Here is a 22,786-nt window from a genome sequence, read left to right as displayed (position 1 = left end):
GGGGATGGGCTAGACCTGTCGCGCCGCCGCCCGTATTTCGCGCTCCAATGCCTCCAGAAACCGCGATCGGTCTGCTTTGTTAAACCCCTTACCGCTGCCGCCTGCGCCCAGCGGGTTGGCGGCGCGCAGGTCGGCCATTAAATCGCGCATCGCCAGTTGCTGGCCGATGTTGGCCTCGGTAAAGGCCTCGCCGTTATGGCGCAGCACGCGGGCACCGGCTTCGATACACTTCGCGGCCAACGGAATGTCTCCGGTCACCACCACATCGCCTTTGCCACAGCGTTCAGCGATCCACATGTCAGCGACATCAGCCCCAGCATCCACGATGATATTCTCGACAAATGGATTGCGCGAGGGGCGCAACCCACCGTTTGAAACCACATACATCTTCAGCTTATGGCGGGTGGTGACCCGCTCGGCCTCGTCCTTAACCGGGCAGGCATCGGCATCGATGTAGAGTGTCATTACTTTTTGCCCTTAGCCGGTTTTGCAGCAGGTTTCTTCTCGGGTTCAGGCTCGCTTCTCACCTTGAACTCATCTGGAATGGGCATCCGGTTGAACGCATCTAGACCGGCGATCTTGTAGGCTTCGGCTAGGGTTGGGTAGTTAAAGGTGTTCTGGACGAAATAGTCCACGGTGCCCTGCAGGTTCAGCACCGCCTGGGCAATGTGGATCAGCTCGGTCGCGCCTTCGCCGACGATCTGAACGCCCAGCACCCGGCGGGTTTTCAGGCTGATCAGCATTTTCAACATGCCGTGTTCCAGCCCCATGATATGCCCGCGCGAGGTTTCGCGGAAGCGGGCCACGCCGACCTCATATGGAACACCGCGTTCCTGCAGCTCTTCCTCGGACATGCCACAAGTGGACATTTCCGGTACCGAATAGATGCCATAGGGGTACCAGGGGCTTTCGGGAACGGTCGGCACACCCAGCGCATGACAGGCAGCAACGCGGCCCTGCTGCAAGGATGTCGAAGCCAGCGAGGGGTGCCCGATCACATCACCGGTGGCATAGATATGCGACACATCAGTTTGATAGGTTTTGCGAGTAACGCCAATCCGCCCACGGTGGTCAGTTTCCAGCCCAACCGCTTTGAGGTTCAGCCCTTCGGTATTGCCCATACGACCAGCTGCAAACAGCAGCATCTCGCCACGCACATGGCGGCCGTTGTCCAGCGACACTTCGACGTGGTTGCCGGTGTCTTCGATTTTGTCGATGGCCGAGCCAAGACGCAGGTCGACACCATTTTCGCGGATCTGATGGGTAAAGTCTTGGATCAGCGTGCTGTCGATGAAATCGAGGAAGGTATCACGTGGCTCAACTAGGGTCACGCGCACATCCAAGGTCGAGAACATGGTGGCATATTCCACCCCGATCACACCGGCGCCAACAACAATCAGCGAACGAGGGATCTCGGCCATCTCCAGGAACTCATCCCCGTCTACCACGGTCTTGCCGTTGAACGGTACATAGTCAGGGCGGTAGGTACGGGTGCCGGTGGCGATCAGGAAGTTCTTGCCGGTGACACGGGTGGTGTCGCCGGCCTCAGTCGCGACCTCAACCTCGTTGGAGCCAACAAATTTAGCCAGTCCGGGCAGCCATTCCACATGGTTGCGGTTGAACTGGTGCTCCAGCACGTCAACTTCGTGGTCCAGCGTCATATGCAGACGCGCCTTCAGGTCTTCGGCAGCAATCTGGTCTTTCACCCGGTAGGACCGGCCATAGAAACTGCGCTCACGCCAGCCGCTCAGGTTTAACACGGTTTCGCGCAGAGTTTTGGACGGCACGGTACCGGTGTGAACGGAGACCCCGCCCAAACGGTCCTGCCGGTCGATAACCAGCACCTTGCGTTTCAGTTTACCAGCTTGGATGGCAGCGGTCCGACCCGAAGGGCCAGAGCCAATGATGACGAGGTCATAGTCGTATTCAGTCATGGATCAGTCCCGGTAAAGCGCTTCGGCGTGAAAGGTGATGTGCTCTTCGATGAACGTGGAGACAAAGAAATAGCTGTGGTCATAGCCACGCTGCAATCGTAGCGTGCCCTCCTGACGTCGTGCTGTCATGGCTTGCGCCAAGGCTTCGGGTTGCAGCAGGTCGATGAACTGGTCGGTCGTGCCGGCGTCGATCAAGACGGGCCCGTCAAACCCTGTTTCGCGCATCATCTGGGTGGCGTCATGGCGCGCCCATTTGGCCTCGTCTTCACCCAAATAGGCGGTCAGCTGCTTGCGCCCCCAGTCACTGGCGCTCGGATTGCAAATCGGCGCAAAGGCGGAGACCGAGCGGAACCGTCCCGGCAGCCCCATCGCCAGCGTTAGCGCACCATGGCCGCCCATCGAGTGGCCGGTAATGGCCTGACGATTCAGATCCACTGCAAAGCTTTCGCCCAATAATTCGGGCAGCTCACTCGCTAGATAATCCCACATGTTGAAATGCGGGGCCCACGGTGCCTGCGTGGCGTTGACATAAAACCCAGCGCCCTGACCCAGATCATAGGCCTCGTCATCGGCGATGCCCTCACCACGGGGGCTGGTGTCAGGAAACACCAGTGCAATCCCTTGCTCTGCTGCCCAGGCCTGCGCACCTGCTTTGGTCATGGCGTTTTCATGGGTGCAGGTCAGCCCCGACAGGTACCATAATACCGGCACCGGGCCGTCTTTTGCCTCTTCGGGCAGGAACAGGCCAAAGGTCATGTCGCATTGGGTTGCCGTGCTGGCATGCCGGTACACACCCTGTGTGCCGCCAAAGGCTCGGTTCTCTGACAGAATTTCCATCAATCGCCTCCTGATTTGGTTGCCTACCGCTACCGGGCGGTGGCCCAAGGGTCCAGAGGATGCGCAGTCGCAGTAGGGATTTTTGTGCGATTTCTGGCCTGTTGCCTGCGAATAGGTTGTTTCAGCGCAAAGAAACCAAGGTGCCGATCCCGGTGATTACCAAAGGTACGGTCAGGATCGAGGCCATGGTCGAGAGCAATATCGCCGCTGAAACCCGCTGTGGAGCCACGCCATAATGCTGTGCCAGCATGTAGACGTTCCCTGCCACAGGCAGGGCTGCCGCAGCAATAACGACAGTGGCAGAGTAGGCGTCCAGCGGAAACAACCACAAAACTCCGATAGCTACAAACAGCGGGTGCAGCGCCAGCTTGGCAAAACCAAGCCAAGCCGCGATTTGAACCCTTTCTGCGGATTTGTCAGCTAGCGAGGCACCAATCGCAAACAATGCGCCCGGCGTTGCCGCGCCACCCAAGATGGTCAAAAATTCATTTGCGGGTGCGGGGATAGGTAAGGCCAAAGCCGACCAGCTCAACCCAGCGCAGATCGAAACAATCATCGGGTTTTTAATCAACCCGGTTGCCACCATTTTCAACGTGTCCAGTCCCAGCCCAGAGCCACGGCCAGCATTGATCAAGATGACAATCAGCGATGAAAACACCACCAAATCGACGCTTAGCACCAGCATCATCGGCCCGATCGAGGCCTCGCCAAACAGGATCACCATCATCGGCAGGCCCAGAAATCCTACATTGCCAATTGCTGCACATTGCGCCTCCACCGCAGCGGTCGGCATATCCAACCCTCGCAGTGCGGCGACCAATGTGACCAGCAAATAGACTGCCAAGGTTCCCTCCAGGTACCCAAGGATCAGCCGCAGATCAAAAATCTCGGCAAAGGACAGGTTGGCCGCAAAGCGAAAGATCATCGCTGACAGGGCAAAGAAGAATACGAACTTGGTCAGATAGGCCGTCGCCTCAGCGCTAAAAAAACGCGTGCGTCCGGCCCAATATCCAAGCCCAATAATGGCGAAAAAGGGCAGTGTTCTGAGGAAGATATCAATCATGCCCCAAGTGGTATCCCGCTACACAACTCAGGCAAAGCACTAATTCCACTGCGCTGGACAAGACCTTATCCACGCGCTCCCGTCCGTTGTCGGTCCCCTGACGGAGACACTCCTCCCGTTGGGCCGCGCACCATGCCATTGCATGGTGCGTCAGCGCGCGGCATTTAAGGTATTTTGAATTGGAAAAGAGGGTTTACCCTTCTTTTTGCTCAAAGTACTCTGGGGTCTGGGGCTGGCCCCGGTGGCGCCGCGCTTGCGCGGCGCCATGCCCAAGTTCATGCCAGTGAACGCGGGAGCGTTCAGAGGCGGGTTCTAGCCACTGCCGATCAACACACCAGCGCCTAGAACCAATGCACCTCCTAAGACCACTTGCAGGACAGCGCGCCAGAAAGGCGTCTCCATATACCGGTTTTGTATCCAGGCAATGGCCCAAAGCTCAACAAAAACCACGGCAATTGCTAGGCTGGTGGCGGTCCAGAAATCAGTCAGAAGATAGGGCAGGGCATGTCCCAGCCCACCGACTGTTGTCATGATCCCAGACGCGAAACCCCGCTTGAATGGAGAGCCGCGACCCGACAGGGCCCCATCGTCCGATGCGGCCTCGGTGAATCCCATCGATATCCCAGCCCCGACCGAGGCGGCAATGCCGACAAGAAATGTGGTCCAGGTGTCCTGTGTGGCAAAGGCGACGGCAAAAATTGGTGCCAGTGTTGACACCGAGCCATCCATCAGGCCGGCCAACCCTGGCTGCACCCAGGTCAGGATGAATTGTCGTCGGGCAGTGTCGTCCTCGCGGGCCAAAGTGTCTTCGGTCAGATGTGCCTGCTCTAGTCCTTCGGCGGCTATTTGGTGCCCGGCTTCTTCGGCGGCTAGATCGCCTAGCAGTTTACGGGTGTTGGCATCCTTGCTGCGGGCAGCAGCGGCCAGGTAGAACCGCTCGGCGTTTCGTTCCATTGCTTTTGCTTCGCCACGCATCCGTTCCAAGCTCAACGTGTTTTGCAACCAAATTGGACGGCGCGCGTAAAACCCAGCCACATGTTCGCGGCGAATCAATGGAATTGTGGGGCCAAATCGATCTTGGTAAAGTGTAATAAGCAGGGCTCTATGCTGGCCTTCTTCCTCGGCCATCCCGTCGAATACAGTGGCTGTGGCCGGAAACTCACTGCGTAGCCGCTCAGCAAAGCTGCGATAGATCCTTGCATCATCTTCCTCGGACGAAATGGCTAGAGCGATGATTTCCTGCTCACTGAGCTCAGAAAAGTGTTTGCGGTGGGAAAAGAAACGCATGGCTACCCCTTTTAGAATGGTTCTAGAGTTATCATCTTTGCGAGAGGACACAAGCCTGTGTGAGAATGGTTGTTGAAGGCAGCCCTGACAGGCTAAGTTACATCAAATGACAACCGCCAGCGCCTTGAAGGGAATTCGATGAATCAGCCAGCCACTATCCTGCGGACCGGACGCAAATTTGATCAGGTGTTGAAAGGCGCACGGGATGTGTTCATGGCGGATGGGTTCGAAGGCGCGAGCGTTGATGACATTGCGCGTGCCGCTGGTGTGTCTAAGGCCACACTATATAGCTATTTTCCCGACAAGCGTTTGTTGTTCATGGAAGTGGCCCGGAACGAGTGCGCGCGTCAGGCCTGTGACGCGGTTGATATGGTTGAAACCTGCTGCACGCCACAAGAAGCCCTGACTGTGGCGGCCCGGCAAATCCTGTCGGTGATTCTGTCGGATTTCGGGCAAAAGATGTTCCGGATCTGTGTGGCCGAGGCGGACCGTTTCCCTGATCTTGGGCGCCAGTTCTACGAAAGTGGCCCGATGATGGTCCGTGCGCGGGTTAAAGAATATTTGGAGCAGGCGACTGAGCGGGGCGAGCTAAGGATCAAGGATTTTGACTTGGCGGCTGACCAGCTGGCTGAGCTGTGCAAGGCTGACTTGTTTCCGCGTATGGTTTTCAACATCGATACCGAATTCACCGAGGCCGAGCGTGAAAGGGTGATTGCAGGTGCAGTCGAAACCTTCCTGGCACGGTATGGGGCCTGAGACGGTTCCTCTGCTTTAGTGAGTTACAAACTCGTTGGGTGTTTCTCGGAACCGCTCGTGGCAGCTTAGACAGCTATGCAACACGTTGGGTAGGGTGCGCTGTAACCCGCTGAGTGAATATGTGTTGAGTTGTTTGGCAGCTTGCTCAGAAATATCCGCGTGTGTGCTGAACTCTTCCCAGTAAGTCCAAATATCGGGCCGTGCGTTAGACAGTGGGTCTTGGTGCGGTTTTCTGAACCGTCTGGAAGTGCTGCTGCTTGTCTGGACCAGAACGCGCCTTGCTGCGCGGGCTTGACCAGCGTCAAACACCATGCGTCCGGCCATCATTTCCGTCAGGGTGGTTACGGCACCCTGGGCAGAGAGCATCAGGGCCACACGCTTTTTCACACCTTTGTTGGTGATTTTTTCCTGCGCTGTTAGGGCGGGCACAGTCAGCGCAAACGTCACGGCCAATATGGCAGGCACTGGAAGGCGGAAAAGGGGATGGTTCACAGGTGATCTCCGCAGTTGAGTGACGTCATTGACCGAATCGAATTAGTGGAACAAAAAGAGAACACGCATCGTCCTGCCTATAATCGTACCCTAGCATTTATCACCACGCGCCAGAAGTCTGCACATTACCCGCCATGTCTCATCGTCGTATTCTGTCGCTCTGGTTTCCGCGCTTAGGCGCTGATCGCATCATGCGGACAAAACGGGGCAGCATTGCCGGGCCGCTGGCCGTGGTTGAAGAACTCTCCAACACACAGGTTATTTCTGCGTTAAATAGTGCAGCTTTGTCCGAAGGCTTGTCGGTTGGGCAATCGGTGCGTGACGCGCATGCCATGTGCGGCCATCTGCTAACCCGCAGCCGTAACGTTCCGGCCGAGGCGGCTTTTCTGACGGCGCTGCGGCGCTGGGCGGGGAAATACAGCCCTTGGGTGGCAGAGCAGGAGACGGATGGGTTAGTGATTGACCTGACCGGCTGCGCGCATCTGTTTGGCGGCGAGACAGGGATGCTTGCCCAGATCGAGGAGGACTGCACCGACATGGGGCTTGGCGTGCAATTGGGCATGGCCGATACCTTGGGTGGGGCCTGGGCCTTGGCACGCTACGCCGGGGTGCAGGCAGGGTCAGATCGATCGGGGGATGCCATCTCGCAAGAAGCGCGGGCAACACGGGCCAGAGCGCAGAAACGCACCCCCAAGGACAGCGCCAAACGGCGGCATTGGACCCGTGGTGGCGCGGCTCCGCAGATGGTGGCCTTGCCGCATGGGGTGGCTCGGATTGCTGAGCCGGGGCAGACCTACGGCGCGCTTGCCCCACTGCCTGTGGCTGCGCTGCGGATCGAAGGGGCGATGGTGGCCCAGTTGAACCGTCTTGGTCTGCGTCGGATTGGGGAATTGATGGATCAACCCCGCGCCAGTCTGGCCCGCCGCTTTGGCCGTGGGCTGGTGATGCGCTTGGATCAGGCAATGGGCAGTGCCCCTGAACCGGTCTCACCCGGTCTTGCGCCGGATCACTTTGCGGTGCGGCTGACATTGCCTGAACCCATAGGGCTGATTGACGATTTGATGGCCGGGGTTGATCGCATGCTTCCACGCCTTTGTGCCCGGCTAGAAGAGCGCGGCAAGGGGGTGCGCACCCTGCGGCTTGAGGCGCATCGCACTGATCAGGCCGCCGAAATGGTTGTGGTGGGGTTGGCCCGTCCCTTGCGCGATCCGGTCCGTATTCGCCCATTGCTGGAAATGAAACTGGATCAGATAGATGCGGGCTATGGCATTGATATGCTACGGCTTGAGGCGCTGCAGGTCGAACCGATCCACGCGCGTACGGTGGCGGGGCATGTACAGGCGGGGGCGGCGGCACAACAGCGGGCCGAGGGTGGCAACGGGTTAGAGGATCTGATTGGCCGTCTGGGCGCGCGGGTTGGGCTAGAATCAATCACTCGCTACCACCCGGTTGATACTCACATCCCGGAAAAGACGGCCAAGGTACTGGCAGCCGCCTGGTCCGAACCGGCGGCGAACTGGCCAGCCGCACCGCAACCACGGCCGCTGCTGTTGTGGAAACCTGAACTGGTCAATGCCAGTGACAGCCCGGTGTTGTCCCCTCAGTTTCGCTGGCGCGGGCAGGACTGGCAGCTGGCCCAGGCGCGCGGCCCCGAACGGATTGCCCCGGAATGGTGGCTGGATGATCCCAATTGGCGCAGTGGGGTACGGGACTATTGGGTCGTGCTGACCTCATCCGGGGCGCGGCTGTGGCTGTTCTATGCCCATGGCGGCGGGTTGTCGTCGGGTTGGTTTTGCCAAGGCAGCTTTGCCTGACATTTCGTCCCCCGGCGAAACGTTTTTAATAGGGTCACAGTCCAGCCCGCGATAGACTACTGCCATGACAACTCCTCGTTTTGATATTATTGGCCAGGCCATCAGCGACGCTAGCCGCACCCGCATGCTGTGCGAGCTGATGGAGGGGCGTGCCTACACCAACAAAGAGCTGGCCAGTGCTGCCGGCATCACTCCGCAGACGGCCACCGCACATCTGCGGATGTTGCAGGATGCCGGGCTGGTCACAGCAGAGAAAAGCGGTCGCTGTGTTTATCATCGGCTTACCAGCCCCGAGGTCGCACAGGCTCTAGAGCAGCTGGCGGCGATTGCGCCAGCGGACAGTCTCTACCGCAATCAGCAACGCAAGGCGGGCGATTTGGCCACGGTGCGCAGTTGTTATGATCACCTTGCTGGACCTTTGGCGGTGAACTTGACCAAGGCGTTTCTAGCCCGCGGCATGCTGGTCGAGGACAACGGCGGTTATCGCGCTGTTTCATCCGAGGTATGGCACCGGATCGGAGTGACACTCCCTGATCGCGTCGGGCAAAAGCCATTTGTTCGTCCCTGTTTGGACTGGACAGAACGCCAACCGCATGTGGCAGGGCCGCTGGGACGGCAGATCCTGACCCACGGGATGGAAGCAGGCTGGCTAAAGCGCCATGCCCATAAACGTGGGCTGTTGGTGACGGCGCCAGGGCGGGCGGCTTTCGATCAAATCTTGGACCTTCGTCCTGTCGAGGTTGCAATGGGATAAGCTGACGTTCCAGCAAGAAATTGGGCAACCGACCTGACTGGAACGGACTGGCTTTTAATCAACTGTCGCTCAGGTGAATCCGCAAACAGGCTTGATTTGTTGCGCAATTGCGGCAAGTCTTATCCTATGAGCTTTCAACAAACATCACAGTTTCCAAGCCCATCCGCCCCCCCACAGGTTTCTTTCGACCGACGCGAACTCGCGGTGATCATGCCACTGTATGGGCGCATGGTTGCTGCAGGCGAATGGCGCGACTACGGGATTTCCTGCTTGCGTGAAACCGCGGTCTTTTCAGTGTTCAAGCGAACAGCCGAGCACGCATTATACCGAATTGAAAAACACCCGAAACTGCGTCAGCGGCAAGGAATGTATTCAGTTGTCAGCACGGATGGCCAGATCCTGAAGCGCGGGCACGAGCTGAAAACGGTCCTTCGGGTCCTGGAACGCCAGCTAATCCGCGCGGTGAAATAACCACACTTAAATGAGCGTCATTTTAACTGTGACATCGGGTTCTGTTGCAGGAGGGGAAAATACTCATCTTACATTGGCGTGCCACAGACTCTGTCGTTACGGGTATATTCAAAACAGTCGCTTGTGCGCCGTCACCGGCCCGTCACCTTGGTCAAGGATCCTGTCGATAGCGGGCTGTAGCGGCTCTAGTGCCACCGCCATACGATATGCATTGGCGTGGATCAGGGTTTCGCTGTCTCGCACCCATGCGACATGGCCCTTCCAAAACAGCAGATCACCGCGCAGGTAGCCGCTGCCATTGGGTGAAGCATAGTTGCCGAGCGCTCGTTCCTGCGGGCCACTATCGCCGGGGCAGGGAAGGCCGCAGGCCAGCAGCGAGGCCTGAACCAGACCAGAACAATCAATACCCAACCGGCTGTTGCCGCCCCACAGATAGGGGGTGCCCAGAAACAGCTCTGCCACCGCAACCGGGTCAACCAATTGTGTTTCAAGCGGTGACAGGTGTGAGCTGGGGATGAAACCCTCTGGGGTTTCGGTAAAGCGATCCGTTTGGGACAGCACCTGAACCTGACTGCCAAAGCTCAGACTGCGCAGGTCGGCAGATTTGAAATCCGGCTGTGTGTACACATGGGTTGCCAGCGCGCTCACCCAATGGGTGACCTGAACCGCTGGCCCTAATGCCGCACTTGGCACATAACCGGCATAGCCATCCTTGGTCGCGATAATCTGCGCCCAGCCGTTGTTCTCATCTTCAACAGTGACCTGCTCGCCCCAGATCAGTTGCCTCTCGCGCGGGCCGTCTGGTTGACCCAGCAAGTCAACCACGGGCTGGATGATCTGGTGGTTGCTCATAAGTTCAGCATCTTGGGTAGGGCAGCAAACAGGGCCCGTGCACCCTGACCTGCGCCGCCTTTGGGGCGGGCAGGGGCTGCCGTGGGGTTCCAGCCATAGATGTCAAAGTGCATGTAGCGGCTTTCACCCGCGAAACGGCGCAGGAACAATGCGGCGGTGATCGATCCGGCAAAGCCACCGGCCGGCGCATTGTCCAGATCAGCAATGCCCGGTTCGATCTTGGGCTCATACGGAGTGTGGAACGGCATCCGCCAAACCGGATCGGCTTGGGCATTGGCCACGGACGTAAGTGCAGCCGCGTCTTCTTCGTTATCGGTATAGAACGGTGCCAGATCAGGTCCTACCGCCACCCGCGCCGCGCCAGTTAGCGTAGCCATCGAGATTAGCAGATCAGGCTTGCCTTCATCCGCCAGCGCCAGCGCATCGGCCAGCACCAGACGGCCCTCGGCATCGGTATTGTTGATCTCCACCGTTAGTCCCTTGCGCGATGTCAGGACATCGCCGGGGCGGAATGCATTACAGGAAACCGAGTTTTCAACCGCCGGGATCAGCACCCGTAATTGCAACGGCAGACCCGCGGTCATGATCATCCGGGCGAGGCCGAGTACAGCGGCTGAACCGCCCATATCTTTCTTCATCAACCCCATGCTTGCGCCGGGTTTCAGATTCAAACCACCAGTGTCAAAGCAAACGCCTTTACCAACCAATGTCAGCTTGGGGCCAGTTTCACCCCATGTCATATCAATCAACCGTGGTCGTCGGTCCGAAGCGCGGCCAACGGCGTGGATCATCGGCAGATTCTGTTCAAGCAGATCAGCATCCTGTGTCACCGATATCGAGGCACCAAACTGTTTGGCCAGCGATTCGGCCGCTGCCTGCAATTCGTCCGGTCCCATGTCCGACGATGGTGTGTTGATCAGGTCGCGGGTCAGGCATTCGGCGGCCGCCAGCGATTCAATTGCGGCGGAATCAACGCCTTCGGGTGCCATCAGTGCAGCAGCCATGTCCCCTTGGCTGTGGTAGCGGCCAAAACGATAACTGCTAAGAAGCCAGCCAAGGCATTCGGTTTCCAGCGCCTGTTGGTCTAGGCCTGAGGTGATCGCGTAAACACCCTTGGGCAGTTTTTCAGCCGCACCGGCCAGCACAAACCGGCGACGGGCGCGTTGCGATGGGGTGCCGTAGCCAGCCAGTGCCATGTCAGGTTTGCCATCGGATCCAGGAATAAGCAGGGCCTGTCCGCAGGCTCCGGTAAATCCATTGGCCTGCGCCCAGTCGGCAACAAAGACCGGCTGTTGTTGCAGCCAGTCTTTGCATTTGTCCTGATCAATAACATGCAGCGGTAATGCAGCATCCGAAGGTGGGGCAAAAACAGGTGGCATCACGATACTCCGGAAGTGGGGACAATATCGTCCTAGAGTATCTGGCACCACGCCGTCCGCAAGCCCCGCCTGTCGAAAATGTTCTGTTAAATCAGACCGAGAGGTCTTGTTGTTCCCAAACGGCAGTCAACGAGCGTTCGCCTACGCGAAGCAACCGGAACAGCGTTGCCGCAATGGCTGGCTGATCTTCGGTGTCAATCGCCTGGGTCACGTCCCGCGCGATTCCAGCCATGGCGCTCATGCCGATCTGATCGGCGATGGCGACCAGCGACCGCGCACTTTTGCGCAGGTTCGGTAGGTCGGCCTGACGCCACAACCGTTCGCAGTGCGACAGCCGCACAGCCAGCTCTTCAATAGCACGGCAGACAACATCTTCGGCGCCTGCCTCGCCCAGCTGAGCATACAGTTCGTTCAGTTTGGCCGGATCAAGCCGGACCGTTTCAGTGTGTGTTACAGTAAGAATATTAGCCACCAGAGTTCACCCTAAATTTCTGTACCCCCACGGTACGGGACCAACACTGCGTTCTACTGGTTTTCAAAAGGTTTCTACGGGGTGATCATATCTCTCGAATTTGCTAACAATACAGGATAATAGCCCACCGACCTAACAACTCAGGGATCGACCCATGGAATTTGCTAAGCCTCTCCCCGCTTATCTTGTGACGCGCTACCACGGCTGGAAAGCCACGTCTTATGAGGAAAATAAGGGGTGGTACCGCCGTTTAGCGACCGAAGGACAGCGTCCGCGTGCCATGGTTATCTCATGTTGTGACAGCCGTGTACACGTCACTTCGATCTTTGGAGCCGACCAGGGAGAGTTCTTTATACATAGAAATATCGCTAATTTGGTCCCACCTTATCAGCCCGACGGCGACCACCACGGCACAAGTGCGACGGTGGAATACGCTGTAACTGCTCTGCAGGTCTCTCACCTGATCGTTTTGGGCCACTCGCAATGTGGTGGTGTTCAGGGCTGCATTGACATGTGCAAGGGCCAGGCACCGCAGTTGGAAGAGAAAACCAGTTTTGTTGGGCGTTGGATGGATATCCTCAAGCCCAAATTCCAACTGGTGCAAGATATCGAAGACGAAGAACAGCAAGCGCGCCAGTTTGAGCGCCAGTCCGTTGTTGCCTCACTTGAGAATCTAATGACTTTCCCATTCATCGAGGAAAAGGTGCGGGATGGTTCACTTAGCCTGCATGGTCTCTGGACTGACATCGGTGAAGGCGGTCTGGAATGTTATGACCCGAACTCGGATTCGTTTTCTCAGGTCTGACCTTCTTACAATCTAGCACGGCCCCATTGGTTCTCAGTGCGGGCGGGCAGAACTTAGTCGTCCTCAGCCTTGAGACGTGCGGCGGCGCTGGTATAGCCTCCCGCCGCACCGTCAACAAAATGCACATGATCATCTCGCGTAGCTGACGGAACAAAGCAGGTGACCATGGCCTCGTCCTGTTCGTGCAGCCCATAGCGAATATGACCTGCCGCCTTGGCATTCCGCAGTAGATCGAGCAACTGATTGCGGGTGCTGGCATCGCAGTCGAGGGTCATCTTCAACCCGTCGTCAAACTTTCGGAAGTCGGCATTGGTGCTTAGCATGGCGCGATACTGAACCGGATCAAACGACCCGAACCTCTTGCCACTCCACATGATCAACCCTGTTATTGCGGTATTCACCAGTAAGCGGATTTTGCGCAGGCCTAGTGGACTGCCCCCGCGTGATACATGGGCTTCTAGTGCCAACCCTGGAGGCGGATACCCCAGCGGCGGGCCATCTTGTGGCACCGGGTGTCCGCTGCGTTCCAATTGTGCTGCCAGTGCCAGCACGTCGGTAACCACACGCGAGAATTCGTGGTTTTCACCATTATCGCGCGGCAGCATGACCAAGGAAAGAATAGTGCCATTACGTGCCTTGATGTTGTTCCAACGGCAGGACAAACCGGTCAGGTCTGGAGGTGTGATATGCTCGGATGGGGGAACGGAAAACCCTTCGACCTTCATTTGTCGTTCGACCCAGGCCATGCCTCCCCCGCTGAACATGGCGTAATCCACATCCGCAGATACCGCGTGACGTGCGACACTAACTTCTAACCCTTCGGCGAGGACCCATTCGACAGGCAACAGGGCGGCCCGCAGCTCGACACCGAATTCGGCACTGACCCAGCTGCGCAGGTTAGATAGAACCGCGTGGCAGTTGTCTTGCTCAGAAGGGGGAATAGCAAACGATGCTCCATCGCCACCAAACACATAGGGAAACGCACGCCCCTGCATTGCGTTGATCAATGCCGAGATCACCGAGGCGCCAATAATGTTCACTGTCTTGTATTGCCCTGCGGCAATCAGCCCGGTGGAATCGACAATATCACAACACCCGACCAGCCAATCCTGCGGCAGCGGAGTAAAGGTGTCGGATTGCGCGAGGTCAGCGAATCTATCTCTGCGAGGCAGGTCATCATAGAATGTGTACGTTCCCATAGGTCTTCCATGCCACCAACCACTGTGAATAGCCTAGCCGAATTTGCCTGCGGGTCCACTGGCAGCCCTCGGTCTTGACGGTATGACTGCGTAAAAAACAGGCAATTGGGCATATATATACCAGTATACGTGGCTGATCGCGCTTCTGACCTTTCCGGCGGGGTGGTTTCCCTATATGAGACCGCAGCCGGTCATAGGGCCGGCTTTATTTTTGGAGAGATCGTATGGGTTATCGCGTCGTAATCGTCGGCGCCACGGGCAACGTGGGCCGTGAAATGCTGAACATCCTGGCTGAGCGCCAGTTTCCAGTTGATGAACTTGCCGTTTTGGCAAGCAGAAGATCATTGGGAACTGAGGTCAGCTTTGGTGAGCGAACGTTGAAAACCCTGGATCTCGACACCTTTGATTTCACCGGTTGGGACATGGCTCTGTTCGCCGTAGGCTCCGACGCGACTAAAGAGTACGCACCCAAGGCCGCAGCAGCGGGCTGTGTGGTGATCGATAACTCGTCGCTGTACCGCTACGATCCGGATATCCCGCTGATCGTGCCCGAGGTGAACCCCGAGGCTGTCCACGACTATGCCAAGAAGAACATCATCGCCAACCCCAACTGCTCGACCGCGCAGATGGTTGTCGCGCTGAAGCCGCTGCATGACCGTGCCAAGATCAAACGTGTTGTGGTCTCGACTTACCAGTCGGTTTCTGGCTCGGGCAAAGACGCAATTGATGAGCTGTGGAACCAGACCAAGGGCGTGTATGTCCCCGGTCAGGAAGTTGAACCCAAGGTCTACACCAAGCAGATCGCGTTCAATGTCATCCCGCACATTGATGTGTTCCTTGACGATGGTTCCACTAAAGAAGAGTGGAAGATGGTCGCCGAGACCAAGAAGATTGTCGACAAGGCGATCAAGGTCACAGCCACCTGTGTTCGCGTCCCGGTCTTTGTTGGCCACGCGGAATCGATCAACATCGAATTCGAAGACTTCTTGGACGAAGATGAGGCCCGTGACATCCTGCGTGAGTCGCCGGGCATCATGGTGATCGATAAACGCGAAGATGGTGGTTATGTGACCCCATTGGAATGTGTCGGTGATTTTGCCACCTTCATCAGCCGTATCCGTCAGGATAGCACCATCGATAACGGTTTGAATCTATGGTGTGTTTCCGACAACCTGCGCAAGGGCGCAGCCCTGAACGCAGTACAGATTGCCGAGCTTTTGGGACGGGAAGTTCTCAAGAAAGGTTAATCCAAAACTATCCTTTTGATCAGGGGGCTCCTCGAAAGAGGGGCCCCTTCGTCTTTTGCACGTATCGACGGATAGCGGCGTTTTACGGTAAATTAATATGCATAGAGGAAGCTTAACGCAAAGGAGACCGTCATGTTCGCCAAACACGCCATAGAGCAGGAAAAGCAAGACGTTACCTTCAAGCAGTCCGCATGGGCCAGCGCTCGTAGCAGCAACCGCTGGGACACGGAAATGGAAGTCTCCCTTCGCATGTTCCTCTATGAAGAGTTCGCCAAGGCACGTAGCTGGTTGGATCTGCGTCGTCGCCTCGTCAGCAAGGGTTTCTATCTCAAGCAAGTTGATAATCGCGTCCGCCTAAGAGACGCCTACAGCAACGTAGATATTTGCTCTTGCCGTAAACTGGGGTTCCCATCAGCCCAACTGACATCGAAATTCGCAGACATACGAGCAGCAGCAGTACCAGCATAATTATTTTCCAAAAACCGGCGCAAAAAAGATCGGTTGGAAAAGCCAAGACAACGAGACAGTGAATACCTTGAACAGGCCAACAAAAAAAGCAGCAGGCTAATAATAAAAAAGAGCAGGCGGTCAGGTTCAGGCATATAAGCGCAAGGAAGCTTTCGGGTTGCTTCCTTGCGCTTTTTCTATCTGGGATTGGTGCGAAAAATCGGCCAAGCTTGCCAACCGCCGCCGCCTGGTTTCATTACGTCAATTATGTTCTCTAGTAATTTTCCTTTGCCCTCACCTAATCCTCGATCTTTTCACGATAGGCTTCGGTTGCGGCATAGCGCAGTGGAGCTGGTCCGCTACTATCGGGTTGCCTGCATCCCTCCCCCAATGGACTGAGTAGATCACCCTCTCGCCAATAGCGTTTGCCAGAACTGGCCAAATGCAAAGCCACAAAGAAGATGTGAGTAGTTTCGTGGCGTCTTACTCCTGCCAGAGGCCCCAGTGGATTCAAATGCGCCAGATTTGGCTGAGAAAACAGGCGGCCTCATACCAATGATGCATCAAAAACTATCCTTTTGGTCAGGGTGCGCCGCGAAAGAGACAGCTCTTCGACCTTTGCTACTGTCGACGGTTAACCATGTTTCACGGTACATTATTAAGCATAGAGAGACACTCAGTCACGAAGGAGACCGTCATGTTCGCTAAACACGCCATAGAGCAGGAAGAGCAAGACGTAACCTTCAAGCAGTCCGCGTGGGCCAGCGCACGGGCTACCAATCGCTGGGATACAGAAATGGCAGTTTCCCTCCGGATGTTCCTCTATGAAGAATTCGCCAAGGCACGTAGCTGGTTGGATCTGCGTCGTCGCCTCGTCAGCAAGGGTTTCTATCTCAAGCAAGTTGATAATCGCGTCCGCCTAAGAGACGCCTACAGCAACGTAGATATTTGCTCTTGCAGCTTCCTTGGGTTTCCTTCGGCCCAACTGACATCAAAATTCGCAAACATACGAGCAGCAGTAACAGCCTAGTATTTTCTTCAAGCCGACGTATCAAAAGATCGGTTGGAAAAGCAAAGATAACGAGACAGTGAAAGCTAGAACAGCCAAAACTAAAAAAATAAGCAGGCTAATAATAAAAAAAGAGCAGGCGGTCAGGTTCAGGCATGCAAGCGCAAGGAAGCTTTCGGGTTGCTTCCTTGCGCCTTTGCATTTTCAGGACCAGTTTTCACAACCCGCAGGTTGCGCTTGCAATGTGGCAGCCCCCTTGCAAGATTTGCCTCAGGTTCATTTGAGGTCACATTTATGCGCTATTCTTTTTCCCTGTTCGCCCTGTTGTCCACATCAGCAGCTTGGGCCGGCACCATTCCCGTTTCCAGTAAAGTGACAGAAGTCACCATGTACCCCGAAACTGCGGCCATCATACGAACAGCCAGTTTTGCGATCCCGGCAGGCAAGCATCGGTTAGTGTTGCAGGGGGTGCCAGACACAGCGCTGTTGGAATTCTTGCATATCGACCTGACCGGCGCGCGCCAAATCAGCACCGTGTTTCGCGATGAATATGCGCCGCCTCGTGAATTCACTGATCCTAGGGTCCAAGAGGCCGAGGCCCGTATTGACGAGATTGAGCAGCGCATTCAATCGGTCAAGGATAATGCCAAACGGGCGAGCCTAAAGGCAGCAGCGGCTGATGTCTCAATCGGGTTTCTGCGTAAACTTGGCGAAAATGAAGGCTTGGCCGATTCGGGACCAGATGTTCTGCGTGATATCAGCCGGATGATCTCTCAAGAGGCCGAGGCCGCAAGCCAGATTGCGTTGGATGCCGAGATCAATGCGCGAGAGATAGAGCGTCAACTAAGAGATCTAGCGGACGAGCTGGACCATGCCGAGCAGGCACTGGAAGCCATAGATTTGGAAAGTGAGGATCGGGTCTTTATTGCTGTCGATATCGAGGCACCAGAATCTACCGATGGAACCATTCAGCTCAATTATCTTGACGCAGGTGGGAGCTTTTGGACACCGGTTTATGACCTGAGGTTGGAAACGGGTGATACCCCTCAGTTGGCAATTGAACGGGGTGCGATTGTGCGACAGCGAACCGGGGAAAACTGGACTGATGTTACTTTGCACCTGTCGACAGTTCAGCCCATCGGTCAGGTAGGCCCTAGTCCGCTTTACTCACAATATCGCCGCATTGAAGAACCAGGACCTGTACTTATGTCTCCTCCAATGGCGCGGAATGGCTCTGCTGTCGCAAGCATGAGCGAGCCCTTGATTGAAGCGGCCATGGTCATGGAAGAAGCAAGTTCCATGTGGAGCGCCGAGAGCGATGGACCGGGCGTAACCTATTCGTTCGGTCAACCTGTCTCTGTCAGCTCTGGGGCAGATACGCTACGTCTTGAATTAGATGTTTTGACCGAGCAGGGCGAAATCACGGCGAGGGCGGTTCCATTGCAGGACACAAGTGCCTATCGGGTTGTACGGTTCACCAACACGTCTGGCGAGGAACTGCTCCCGGCTGAATACGCTGCGCGTTACATCGATGGTAAACTTGTCGGGGTTGAAAGTTTCGAGGGTTTGGTTGCAGGCCAAGAAGGCGAAATCGGCTTTGGCCCTATCGAGGGGCTAAGGCTCAGCCGTGATGTTCTGGGCCAAAGCGAAGGCGGTCACGGCATCATCTCGCGCAGTAACGAGCAGGTGCAAAAGGTCGAGATTGAAATCGAAAACCTGACTGATCAGGCTTGGCCGCTGCAATTGCGCGATCGCGTGCCTTATACCGAGCAGGAAGACCTTGAGATCACCTGGTCCGCCACACCACACCCTTCCGAGGAAAACCTTGATAAACGTCGCGGTATTCTGGCTTGGGATCTGGCGATGGAGCCGGGTGAGACCCGCAAGATCCGGCTAGAGACCACGCTTAGCTGGCCCGAGGGCAGGGAATTGCGTTGATCTATACGGAAACTGGTATTGCTATGCCCGGGGGTTTGCCGGTCCACGCCTGATCTTCCCCGTCAAACCGAAGGTTTGCCTTCAGCAAAACGGGAAGGCGCTTTACGCCTCCCCAAGGTCAGACGCGCCACTTGTTTCAGAAGTATTCGGCCCATACCCTTCGGTCCTATGTCTCTTTCCACCGTGCTGCCAAAGCGCGAGAGGCTTGCGCCAGAATCAACACATCAATCCCAACGGCCAGGAACTGCGCATCCATGTCGGAATATCCTTGAATCGCTTCCTCACCGATTCCCAGAACACCGGGGGCCTTTCCCGCCGCCTTAATCCGGCTCAGCGCGTCCTTGATCACCGCCTGCACCTCGGGCGCAGCTGAATTGCCCTGAAATCCCATATCGGTCGACAGATCCGCGGGGCCGATGAATACACCATCCACGCCCTCGACCTCTAAAATTTCATCCAGTGCCGCGATGCCCGCGCGGTTCTCCACCTGCAACAAAACGCAGATTTCTTGATCTGCTGTCTGAACGTATTCGCTGATCGATCCAAACATGGTCGCCCGCGCCGCCGTTGCGCCAACGCCGCGTGTCCCATGTGGAGGATACTGACAGGCCCGTACAATGTCCTGCGCTTGCTCGGCGCTTTCCACCATCGGAATCAAAACCGTCTGCGCCCCGGCATCCAGCGCCTGTTTGATGATCCACGTTTCACCCACGGGAACCCGCACCACCGGGTGACTGTCTGAGGCCGCAAGCGCCACCAACTGGTCGCGGATCGACCGAATGTCATTCGGGCCGTGCTCGCCATCAATCACCAGCCAGTCAAACCCGGCTGTGCCCATCACCTCTGCCGTGGATGCCTCGGCAAAGCTCATCCAGCAACCGATCTGGCGCTGACCATCGGCTAGCGCCTGTTTAAACGTGTTTGTGGGGGCAGGCATAAGAAACCCTTTCAGGCAAAAGCAATATTTACGGACCCGAATGGGCCAAACTCGGCGGAGATCTCACTGCCCGGTGGGCACTCAATGGGGCGGATAAACGACCCCGACAGAACGATATCCCCGGCCTCGATCTGTTGTCCATAGGTCGCCATGCGTCGCGCTAGCCACAATACGGATGTCACCGGATCATTCAAAACCCCGGCGCCTAATCCGGTTTCCTCAACGGTGCCATCGCGGCTGACGATTGCCCCGGCCCACCTAAGGTCGTGAGCTTCAACTTCGTGGCGCTCCACCCCCAGAACGACACCAGCATTGGCCGCATTGTCGCTGATGGTATCGGTGATAATTCGCGCCTTGCCACTTGCGGCGTCCGCGCGCTGGATGCGGGTATCTAGAATCTCCAGCGATGGCGCCACGCATTCGGTTGCCATCAAAACATCCGCGCGCGTGCAATCGGCACCAGCCAGCGGGGCCTTCATGATAAACGCAATCTCGGCCTCGACGCGCGGCTGGATGAACCGTCTGGTAGGTACGGTCGCGCCATTTTCAAATAGCATGTCATCCATCAACACCCCACTGTCCGGTGTGTCGACTTTCAGCGCATCCTGCATTGCCCGGCTGGTCAACCCGATCTTCCAGCCGATCCGCCGTCGACCTGCCGCTATTTTCTGTGAAACCAACGCCTTTTGCACGGCATATGCATCATCCAAGGTCATCCCCGGATAGCGCAGCGATAGCAGTCCACATTGTTGACCCATGATTTCTGCTCGAAACAGGGCCTCGGCCGCCTCAGCGTGTTGGTCAGGTGTCATGTCTCATCCTCAACCGTGTTCCGCAGGGTGCCAATGCCGTTGACCTCAACCTCGATCACATCACCGGGTGCCAGATATTTGGGCGGATCAAACCGCGCACCAGCCCCTGTTGGGGTGCCGGTGATAATAATGTCGCCGGGCACCAGCGTGGTAAAGGTTGAGATATAGGCGATCTCTTCGCGGATCGGGAACATCATCCGGTTTAGGCTGTCGCTTTGCCGCACCTCGCCATTCACGCGGGTTTCAATCTGGGCATCATCCAATTGCGCCGCATCAGTGAACGGTACCAGCCACGGACCGATAGAGCCCGAGTTGTCCCAGTTCTTGCCCTGCGTCACATTGAATTTGGCATGGCGCACCCAATCACGAATGGTGCCCTCATTGCATAGGGTCAGGGCGGCGATGTGGTCATAGGCGTTTTCGGCGGCAATCCGGCGACCGCCCTTGCCGATGACAATCGCCACTTCACCCTCATAATCCAGCGTGTGATTTTCTGGTGGCCGGATCAGCGGGCGGCCTGCGCCGGTGAACGATCGCGGGAATCGAGGAAACAGCGACATGTGTTTCGGTGCGGCTGACCCGTCTTTGTACTCCGCATTGCGGTCGGGGAAGTTCACCCCAACACACAGGATCTTCTCGGGGTTAGGTACAGGGATCTCATAAGTGAAATCACTGTGAGTGACTTCCTTTCTTTGCGCAGCGGTTTCCAGATCTGGCAATCCACCCGCCGCAATCACGTCACGCATCGTGGGCCATTGGGGAAAGTCGGGCGACAGGGCAATCATGCCTGCATCTGTCGCCGCCCCATAGTAGGTTTCGCCGTTGGCAGAGTAAGTGACAAAGCGCATCATTTCAGTCCCTCAGAAATTTCAGTGATAACGTCATAGGCCATCATCACATCGTCTTCTGTCGCCTCAAAATGACCGGCCTGGAACCGGATAGCCAGCACGCCGTCAACGCGGGTTTGGGTCAGGTAGATACGCCCATCATCATTGATGGCAGTGACCAGCCGCAGGTTTAGCTCATCCAGATCCGTCGCACCCTTTGGCGCATGGCGAAATGTCCAGAGCGACCACATCGGCTTGGTGACAATCTCAAAACCCGAAACTGCACCCAGCTTGTCGTGCAACGCGCGCGACCAAGTCACATGATTGCGGATGCGGCTGCGCAGCCCCTCCAGCCCATAGGCCCGGATCAGGAACCACAGCTTGAGCGCCCGGAACCGGCGACCCAGCGGCACCGACCATTCCGAATAATTGACGATCCCATCCTTGCCGTGGGTCTTCAAATACTCTGGGCTGATTGCCAGCGTGCGCGTCAGATCTTCTGGGGAGCGAACAAAATGGACCGACCCGTCAAACTGCCCGCCGATCCATTTGTAGGGGTTAAAGACGATCGAATCTGCCTCTTCCGCGCCCGCCCACATTGGCTGGAATTCGGGGCATATCATCGCGTTGCCAGCCCAAGCCGCATCGACATGCAGATAGAGATCATGCCGTTTGGCAATGGCACTCACGGCGGCAATGTCATCGGTTGCGCCTGTACCGGTGCCGCCAACACAGGCGACAATTCCGGCCGGGACCATGCCGTTGGCCTTATCCGCTACAATGGCGGCCTCCAGCGCAGCGGAATCCATGGCGCGGTTTTCGCCAATAATCGGGATGCGAACCAGATTGGCCTCGCCGATGCCAGAAATCCAGATCGCCCGGTCAATCGAGGTATGCACTTCGCGTGAGGCATAGACACGCAGTGGTTTCTGTCCGGGCAAGCCCTGACTGTTGCCCTGCCATTTCAACGCGCGCTCTCGCATTGTCAGAACCGCGGCAAGCGTTGCGCCGCTGGCGCTGTCTTGAATGACGCCTGAGAATGCATCGGGAAGCCCCATGGCCTGACGCAGCCAATCCAGCACCCTGGTTTCCAGCTCGGTTGCCGCCGGTGAAGTCTGCCATAACATGCATTGCGCCGACAGGTTGGCGATCATGTATTCGGCCAGCACCGATGCGGGCGTTGCATTGGTTGGGAAGTAGGCAAAGAACCGGGGGTGCTGCCAGTGGGTCATGCCTGGCATCACGATCTGCTCAAAATCGTTGAAGACGTCTTCCATATCTTCAGGCGACTCTGGCGCGGATGTCGGCAATGCGTTCAGGACATCGCCCGGCTGCGATTGTGCCCGCACTGGCCGATCACGGATTGTACCGTGATACTCTTGAGCCCAATCTGCGGCGCGACGGCCCCACTCGGAAAATTCATCCCACTTCATGCTAGTCTCCTGTTGTCCGTG

The 22,786-nt window shown here is 56.9% G+C and carries 23 protein-coding genes; 9 read left to right on the top strand and 14 right to left on the bottom strand.

Annotated elements, in window-relative coordinates; genetic code table 11:
- Nucleotides 1-9: 9 nt before the first annotated feature.
- From DL239_RS04985 to mbfA, 5 genes are all read right to left on the bottom strand, one after another.
- On the bottom strand, nucleotides 10-465 hold the full coding sequence (locus DL239_RS04985; RefSeq protein ID WP_167682895.1) for a YaiI/YqxD family protein: 456 nt from the start codon (nucleotides 463-465) through the stop codon (nucleotides 10-12).
- Nucleotides 465-1,934: a Si-specific NAD(P)(+) transhydrogenase gene (sthA, locus tag DL239_RS04980; RefSeq protein WP_167682894.1), complete on the bottom strand. Its 1,470-nt coding sequence runs from the start codon at nucleotides 1,932-1,934 to the stop codon at nucleotides 465-467. The genes DL239_RS04985 and sthA overlap by 1 nt, the downstream gene beginning before the upstream one ends.
- 3 nt (nucleotides 1,935-1,937) lie before the next feature.
- Complete coding sequence (gene fghA, locus DL239_RS04975; protein WP_167682893.1) at nucleotides 1,938-2,771, bottom strand: S-formylglutathione hydrolase; 834 nt, start codon at nucleotides 2,769-2,771, stop codon at nucleotides 1,938-1,940.
- Between the two features lie 121 nt (nucleotides 2,772-2,892).
- Nucleotides 2,893-3,834: an AEC family transporter gene (locus tag DL239_RS04970; RefSeq protein WP_167682892.1), complete on the bottom strand. Its 942-nt coding sequence runs from the start codon at nucleotides 3,832-3,834 to the stop codon at nucleotides 2,893-2,895.
- Between the two features lie 312 nt (nucleotides 3,835-4,146).
- Nucleotides 4,147-5,121, bottom strand: coding sequence for an iron exporter MbfA (mbfA, locus tag DL239_RS04965; RefSeq protein WP_167682891.1), 975 nt, complete (start codon nucleotides 5,119-5,121; stop codon nucleotides 4,147-4,149).
- A gap of 138 nt (nucleotides 5,122-5,259) precedes the next feature.
- Here mbfA and DL239_RS04960 point away from each other — a divergent pair, with 138 nt between their 5' ends.
- The gene (locus DL239_RS04960; RefSeq protein ID WP_167682890.1) at nucleotides 5,260-5,877 is read left to right on the top strand and encodes a TetR/AcrR family transcriptional regulator; all 618 of its coding nucleotides are present in this window, start codon (nucleotides 5,260-5,262) and stop codon (nucleotides 5,875-5,877) included.
- A 15-nt stretch (nucleotides 5,878-5,892) separates the two neighbouring features.
- On the opposite strand, the gene DL239_RS04955 is transcribed toward DL239_RS04960, so the two are convergent.
- Nucleotides 5,893-6,369 (bottom strand): c-type cytochrome, encoded by a 477-nt coding sequence (locus DL239_RS04955; RefSeq protein ID WP_167682889.1) that lies wholly within the window; start codon nucleotides 6,367-6,369, stop codon nucleotides 5,893-5,895.
- Between the two features lie 134 nt (nucleotides 6,370-6,503).
- Between DL239_RS04955 and DL239_RS04950 the strand changes: the two genes are divergently transcribed.
- From DL239_RS04950 to DL239_RS04940, 3 genes are all read left to right on the top strand, one after another.
- The gene (locus tag DL239_RS04950; protein WP_167682888.1) at nucleotides 6,504-8,183 is read left to right on the top strand and encodes a Y-family DNA polymerase; all 1,680 of its coding nucleotides are present in this window, start codon (nucleotides 6,504-6,506) and stop codon (nucleotides 8,181-8,183) included.
- A 64-nt stretch (nucleotides 8,184-8,247) separates the two neighbouring features.
- Nucleotides 8,248-8,937 carry an ArsR/SmtB family transcription factor gene (locus tag DL239_RS04945; protein ID WP_167682887.1) on the top strand — a complete coding sequence of 230 codons (690 nt, stop codon included), beginning with the start codon at nucleotides 8,248-8,250 and terminating at the stop codon, nucleotides 8,935-8,937.
- 126 nt (nucleotides 8,938-9,063) lie between these two features.
- Entirely contained in the window at nucleotides 9,064-9,408 is a 345-nt protein-coding gene (locus DL239_RS04940) for a DUF2794 domain-containing protein (RefSeq protein ID WP_167682886.1), read from the top strand.
- A 108-nt stretch (nucleotides 9,409-9,516) separates the two neighbouring features.
- Here the strand turns inward: DL239_RS04940 and DL239_RS04935 are convergent, their stop codons facing one another.
- The 3 genes from DL239_RS04935 to DL239_RS04925 all read right to left on the bottom strand — a co-directional run bounded on the left by DL239_RS04935 (nucleotide 9,517) and on the right by DL239_RS04925 (nucleotide 12,111).
- Nucleotides 9,517-10,260: a C40 family peptidase gene (locus DL239_RS04935; protein ID WP_167682885.1), complete on the bottom strand. Its 744-nt coding sequence runs from the start codon at nucleotides 10,258-10,260 to the stop codon at nucleotides 9,517-9,519.
- A complete protein-coding gene (locus DL239_RS04930) occupies nucleotides 10,257-11,639 on the bottom strand; it encodes a leucyl aminopeptidase family protein (protein ID WP_167682884.1) in 1,383 nt (460 codons plus the stop codon). Before DL239_RS04930 ends, DL239_RS04935 begins: the two co-directional genes overlap by 4 nt.
- Before the next feature lie 91 nt (nucleotides 11,640-11,730).
- Nucleotides 11,731-12,111: a hypothetical protein gene (locus DL239_RS04925; protein ID WP_369410537.1), complete on the bottom strand. Its 381-nt coding sequence runs from the start codon at nucleotides 12,109-12,111 to the stop codon at nucleotides 11,731-11,733.
- Between the two features lie 154 nt (nucleotides 12,112-12,265).
- Between DL239_RS04925 and DL239_RS04920 the strand changes: the two genes are divergently transcribed.
- Complete coding sequence (locus DL239_RS04920) at nucleotides 12,266-12,916, top strand: carbonic anhydrase (protein ID WP_167682883.1); 651 nt, start codon at nucleotides 12,266-12,268, stop codon at nucleotides 12,914-12,916.
- Between the two features lie 53 nt (nucleotides 12,917-12,969).
- Here DL239_RS04920 and DL239_RS04915 read toward each other — a convergent pair whose 3' ends face one another.
- Nucleotides 12,970-14,115 carry a DUF3095 domain-containing protein gene (locus DL239_RS04915; protein WP_167682882.1) on the bottom strand — a complete coding sequence of 382 codons (1,146 nt, stop codon included), beginning with the start codon at nucleotides 14,113-14,115 and terminating at the stop codon, nucleotides 12,970-12,972.
- A gap of 224 nt (nucleotides 14,116-14,339) precedes the next feature.
- Between DL239_RS04915 and DL239_RS04910 the strand changes: the two genes are divergently transcribed.
- The 4 genes from DL239_RS04910 (at nucleotide 14,340) to DL239_RS04895 (ending at nucleotide 18,756) form a co-directional block, all read left to right on the top strand.
- Nucleotides 14,340-15,362 (top strand): aspartate-semialdehyde dehydrogenase, encoded by a 1,023-nt coding sequence (locus DL239_RS04910; protein WP_167682881.1) that lies wholly within the window; start codon nucleotides 14,340-14,342, stop codon nucleotides 15,360-15,362.
- A gap of 132 nt (nucleotides 15,363-15,494) precedes the next feature.
- Nucleotides 15,495-15,830 carry a hypothetical protein gene (locus tag DL239_RS04905; RefSeq protein WP_167682880.1) on the top strand — a complete coding sequence of 112 codons (336 nt, stop codon included), beginning with the start codon at nucleotides 15,495-15,497 and terminating at the stop codon, nucleotides 15,828-15,830.
- A 676-nt stretch (nucleotides 15,831-16,506) separates the two neighbouring features.
- Nucleotides 16,507-16,839: a hypothetical protein gene (locus tag DL239_RS04900; protein WP_167682879.1), complete on the top strand. Its 333-nt coding sequence runs from the start codon at nucleotides 16,507-16,509 to the stop codon at nucleotides 16,837-16,839.
- Nucleotides 16,840-17,112: 273 nt separating this feature from the next.
- Entirely contained in the window at nucleotides 17,113-18,756 is a 1,644-nt protein-coding gene (locus DL239_RS04895; RefSeq protein WP_167682878.1) for a DUF4139 domain-containing protein, read from the top strand.
- 166 nt (nucleotides 18,757-18,922) lie between these two features.
- Here the strand turns inward: DL239_RS04895 and DL239_RS04890 are convergent, their stop codons facing one another.
- From DL239_RS04890 to DL239_RS04875, 4 genes are read right to left on the bottom strand one after another with little or no spacing between them, the layout of a single operon-like run.
- Complete coding sequence (locus tag DL239_RS04890) at nucleotides 18,923-19,693, bottom strand: aldolase/citrate lyase family protein (RefSeq protein ID WP_167682877.1); 771 nt, start codon at nucleotides 19,691-19,693, stop codon at nucleotides 18,923-18,925.
- Between the two features lie 11 nt (nucleotides 19,694-19,704).
- Nucleotides 19,705-20,505: a 2-oxo-hept-4-ene-1,7-dioate hydratase gene (gene hpaH, locus DL239_RS04885; protein ID WP_167682876.1), complete on the bottom strand. Its 801-nt coding sequence runs from the start codon at nucleotides 20,503-20,505 to the stop codon at nucleotides 19,705-19,707.
- Entirely contained in the window at nucleotides 20,502-21,353 is an 852-nt protein-coding gene (locus DL239_RS04880; protein ID WP_167683048.1) for a fumarylacetoacetate hydrolase family protein, read from the bottom strand. The genes hpaH and DL239_RS04880 overlap by 4 nt, the downstream gene beginning before the upstream one ends.
- Complete coding sequence (locus tag DL239_RS04875) at nucleotides 21,353-22,765, bottom strand: pyridoxal phosphate-dependent decarboxylase family protein (RefSeq protein ID WP_167682875.1); 1,413 nt, start codon at nucleotides 22,763-22,765, stop codon at nucleotides 21,353-21,355. Before DL239_RS04875 ends, DL239_RS04880 begins: the two co-directional genes overlap by 1 nt.
- Nucleotides 22,766-22,786 lie beyond the last annotated feature (21 nt).

It is taken from the genome of Parasedimentitalea denitrificans, assembly GCF_011813015.1.
Lineage (GTDB): Bacteria > Pseudomonadota > Alphaproteobacteria > Rhodobacterales > Rhodobacteraceae > Parasedimentitalea > Parasedimentitalea denitrificans.
This window is presented reverse-complemented; position numbering and strand designations above follow the sequence as displayed.

What these genes read in the sequence shown, in the direction of transcription:
- DL239_RS04910 (WP_167682881.1), top strand. Translation starts at nt 14,340, where the DNA reads ATGGGTTATCGCGTCGTAATCGTCGGCGCCACGGGCAACGTGGGCCGT.
- DL239_RS04905 (WP_167682880.1), top strand. Translation starts at nt 15,495, where the DNA reads ATGTTCGCCAAACACGCCATAGAGCAGGAAAAGCAAGACGTTACCTTC.
- DL239_RS04945 (WP_167682887.1), top strand. Translation starts at nt 8,248, where the DNA reads ATGACAACTCCTCGTTTTGATATTATTGGCCAGGCCATCAGCGACGCT.
- DL239_RS04915 (WP_167682882.1), bottom strand. Translation starts at nt 14,115, where the DNA reads ATGGGAACGTACACATTCTATGATGACCTGCCTCGCAGAGATAGATTC.
- DL239_RS04895 (WP_167682878.1), top strand. Translation starts at nt 17,113, where the DNA reads ATGCGCTATTCTTTTTCCCTGTTCGCCCTGTTGTCCACATCAGCAGCT.
- fghA (WP_167682893.1), bottom strand. Translation starts at nt 2,771, where the DNA reads ATGGAAATTCTGTCAGAGAACCGAGCCTTTGGCGGCACACAGGGTGTG.
- DL239_RS04880 (WP_167683048.1), bottom strand. Translation starts at nt 21,353, where the DNA reads ATGCGCTTTGTCACTTACTCTGCCAACGGCGAAACCTACTATGGGGCG.
- sthA (WP_167682894.1), bottom strand. Translation starts at nt 1,934, where the DNA reads ATGACTGAATACGACTATGACCTCGTCATCATTGGCTCTGGCCCTTCG.
- hpaH (WP_167682876.1), bottom strand. Translation starts at nt 20,505, where the DNA reads ATGACACCTGACCAACACGCTGAGGCGGCCGAGGCCCTGTTTCGAGCA.
- DL239_RS04985 (WP_167682895.1), bottom strand. Translation starts at nt 465, where the DNA reads ATGACACTCTACATCGATGCCGATGCCTGCCCGGTTAAGGACGAGGCC.
- DL239_RS04960 (WP_167682890.1), top strand. Translation starts at nt 5,260, where the DNA reads ATGAATCAGCCAGCCACTATCCTGCGGACCGGACGCAAATTTGATCAG.
- DL239_RS04950 (WP_167682888.1), top strand. Translation starts at nt 6,504, where the DNA reads ATGTCTCATCGTCGTATTCTGTCGCTCTGGTTTCCGCGCTTAGGCGCT.
- DL239_RS04935 (WP_167682885.1), bottom strand. Translation starts at nt 10,260, where the DNA reads ATGAGCAACCACCAGATCATCCAGCCCGTGGTTGACTTGCTGGGTCAA.
- DL239_RS04920 (WP_167682883.1), top strand. Translation starts at nt 12,266, where the DNA reads ATGGAATTTGCTAAGCCTCTCCCCGCTTATCTTGTGACGCGCTACCAC.
- DL239_RS04890 (WP_167682877.1), bottom strand. Translation starts at nt 19,693, where the DNA reads ATGCCTGCCCCCACAAACACGTTTAAACAGGCGCTAGCCGATGGTCAG.
- DL239_RS04970 (WP_167682892.1), bottom strand. Translation starts at nt 3,834, where the DNA reads ATGATTGATATCTTCCTCAGAACACTGCCCTTTTTCGCCATTATTGGG.
- mbfA (WP_167682891.1), bottom strand. Translation starts at nt 5,121, where the DNA reads ATGCGTTTCTTTTCCCACCGCAAACACTTTTCTGAGCTCAGTGAGCAG.
- DL239_RS04900 (WP_167682879.1), top strand. Translation starts at nt 16,507, where the DNA reads ATGTTCGCTAAACACGCCATAGAGCAGGAAGAGCAAGACGTAACCTTC.
- DL239_RS04930 (WP_167682884.1), bottom strand. Translation starts at nt 11,639, where the DNA reads ATGCCACCTGTTTTTGCCCCACCTTCGGATGCTGCATTACCGCTGCAT.
- DL239_RS04875 (WP_167682875.1), bottom strand. Translation starts at nt 22,765, where the DNA reads ATGAAGTGGGATGAATTTTCCGAGTGGGGCCGTCGCGCCGCAGATTGG.
- DL239_RS04940 (WP_167682886.1), top strand. Translation starts at nt 9,064, where the DNA reads ATGAGCTTTCAACAAACATCACAGTTTCCAAGCCCATCCGCCCCCCCA.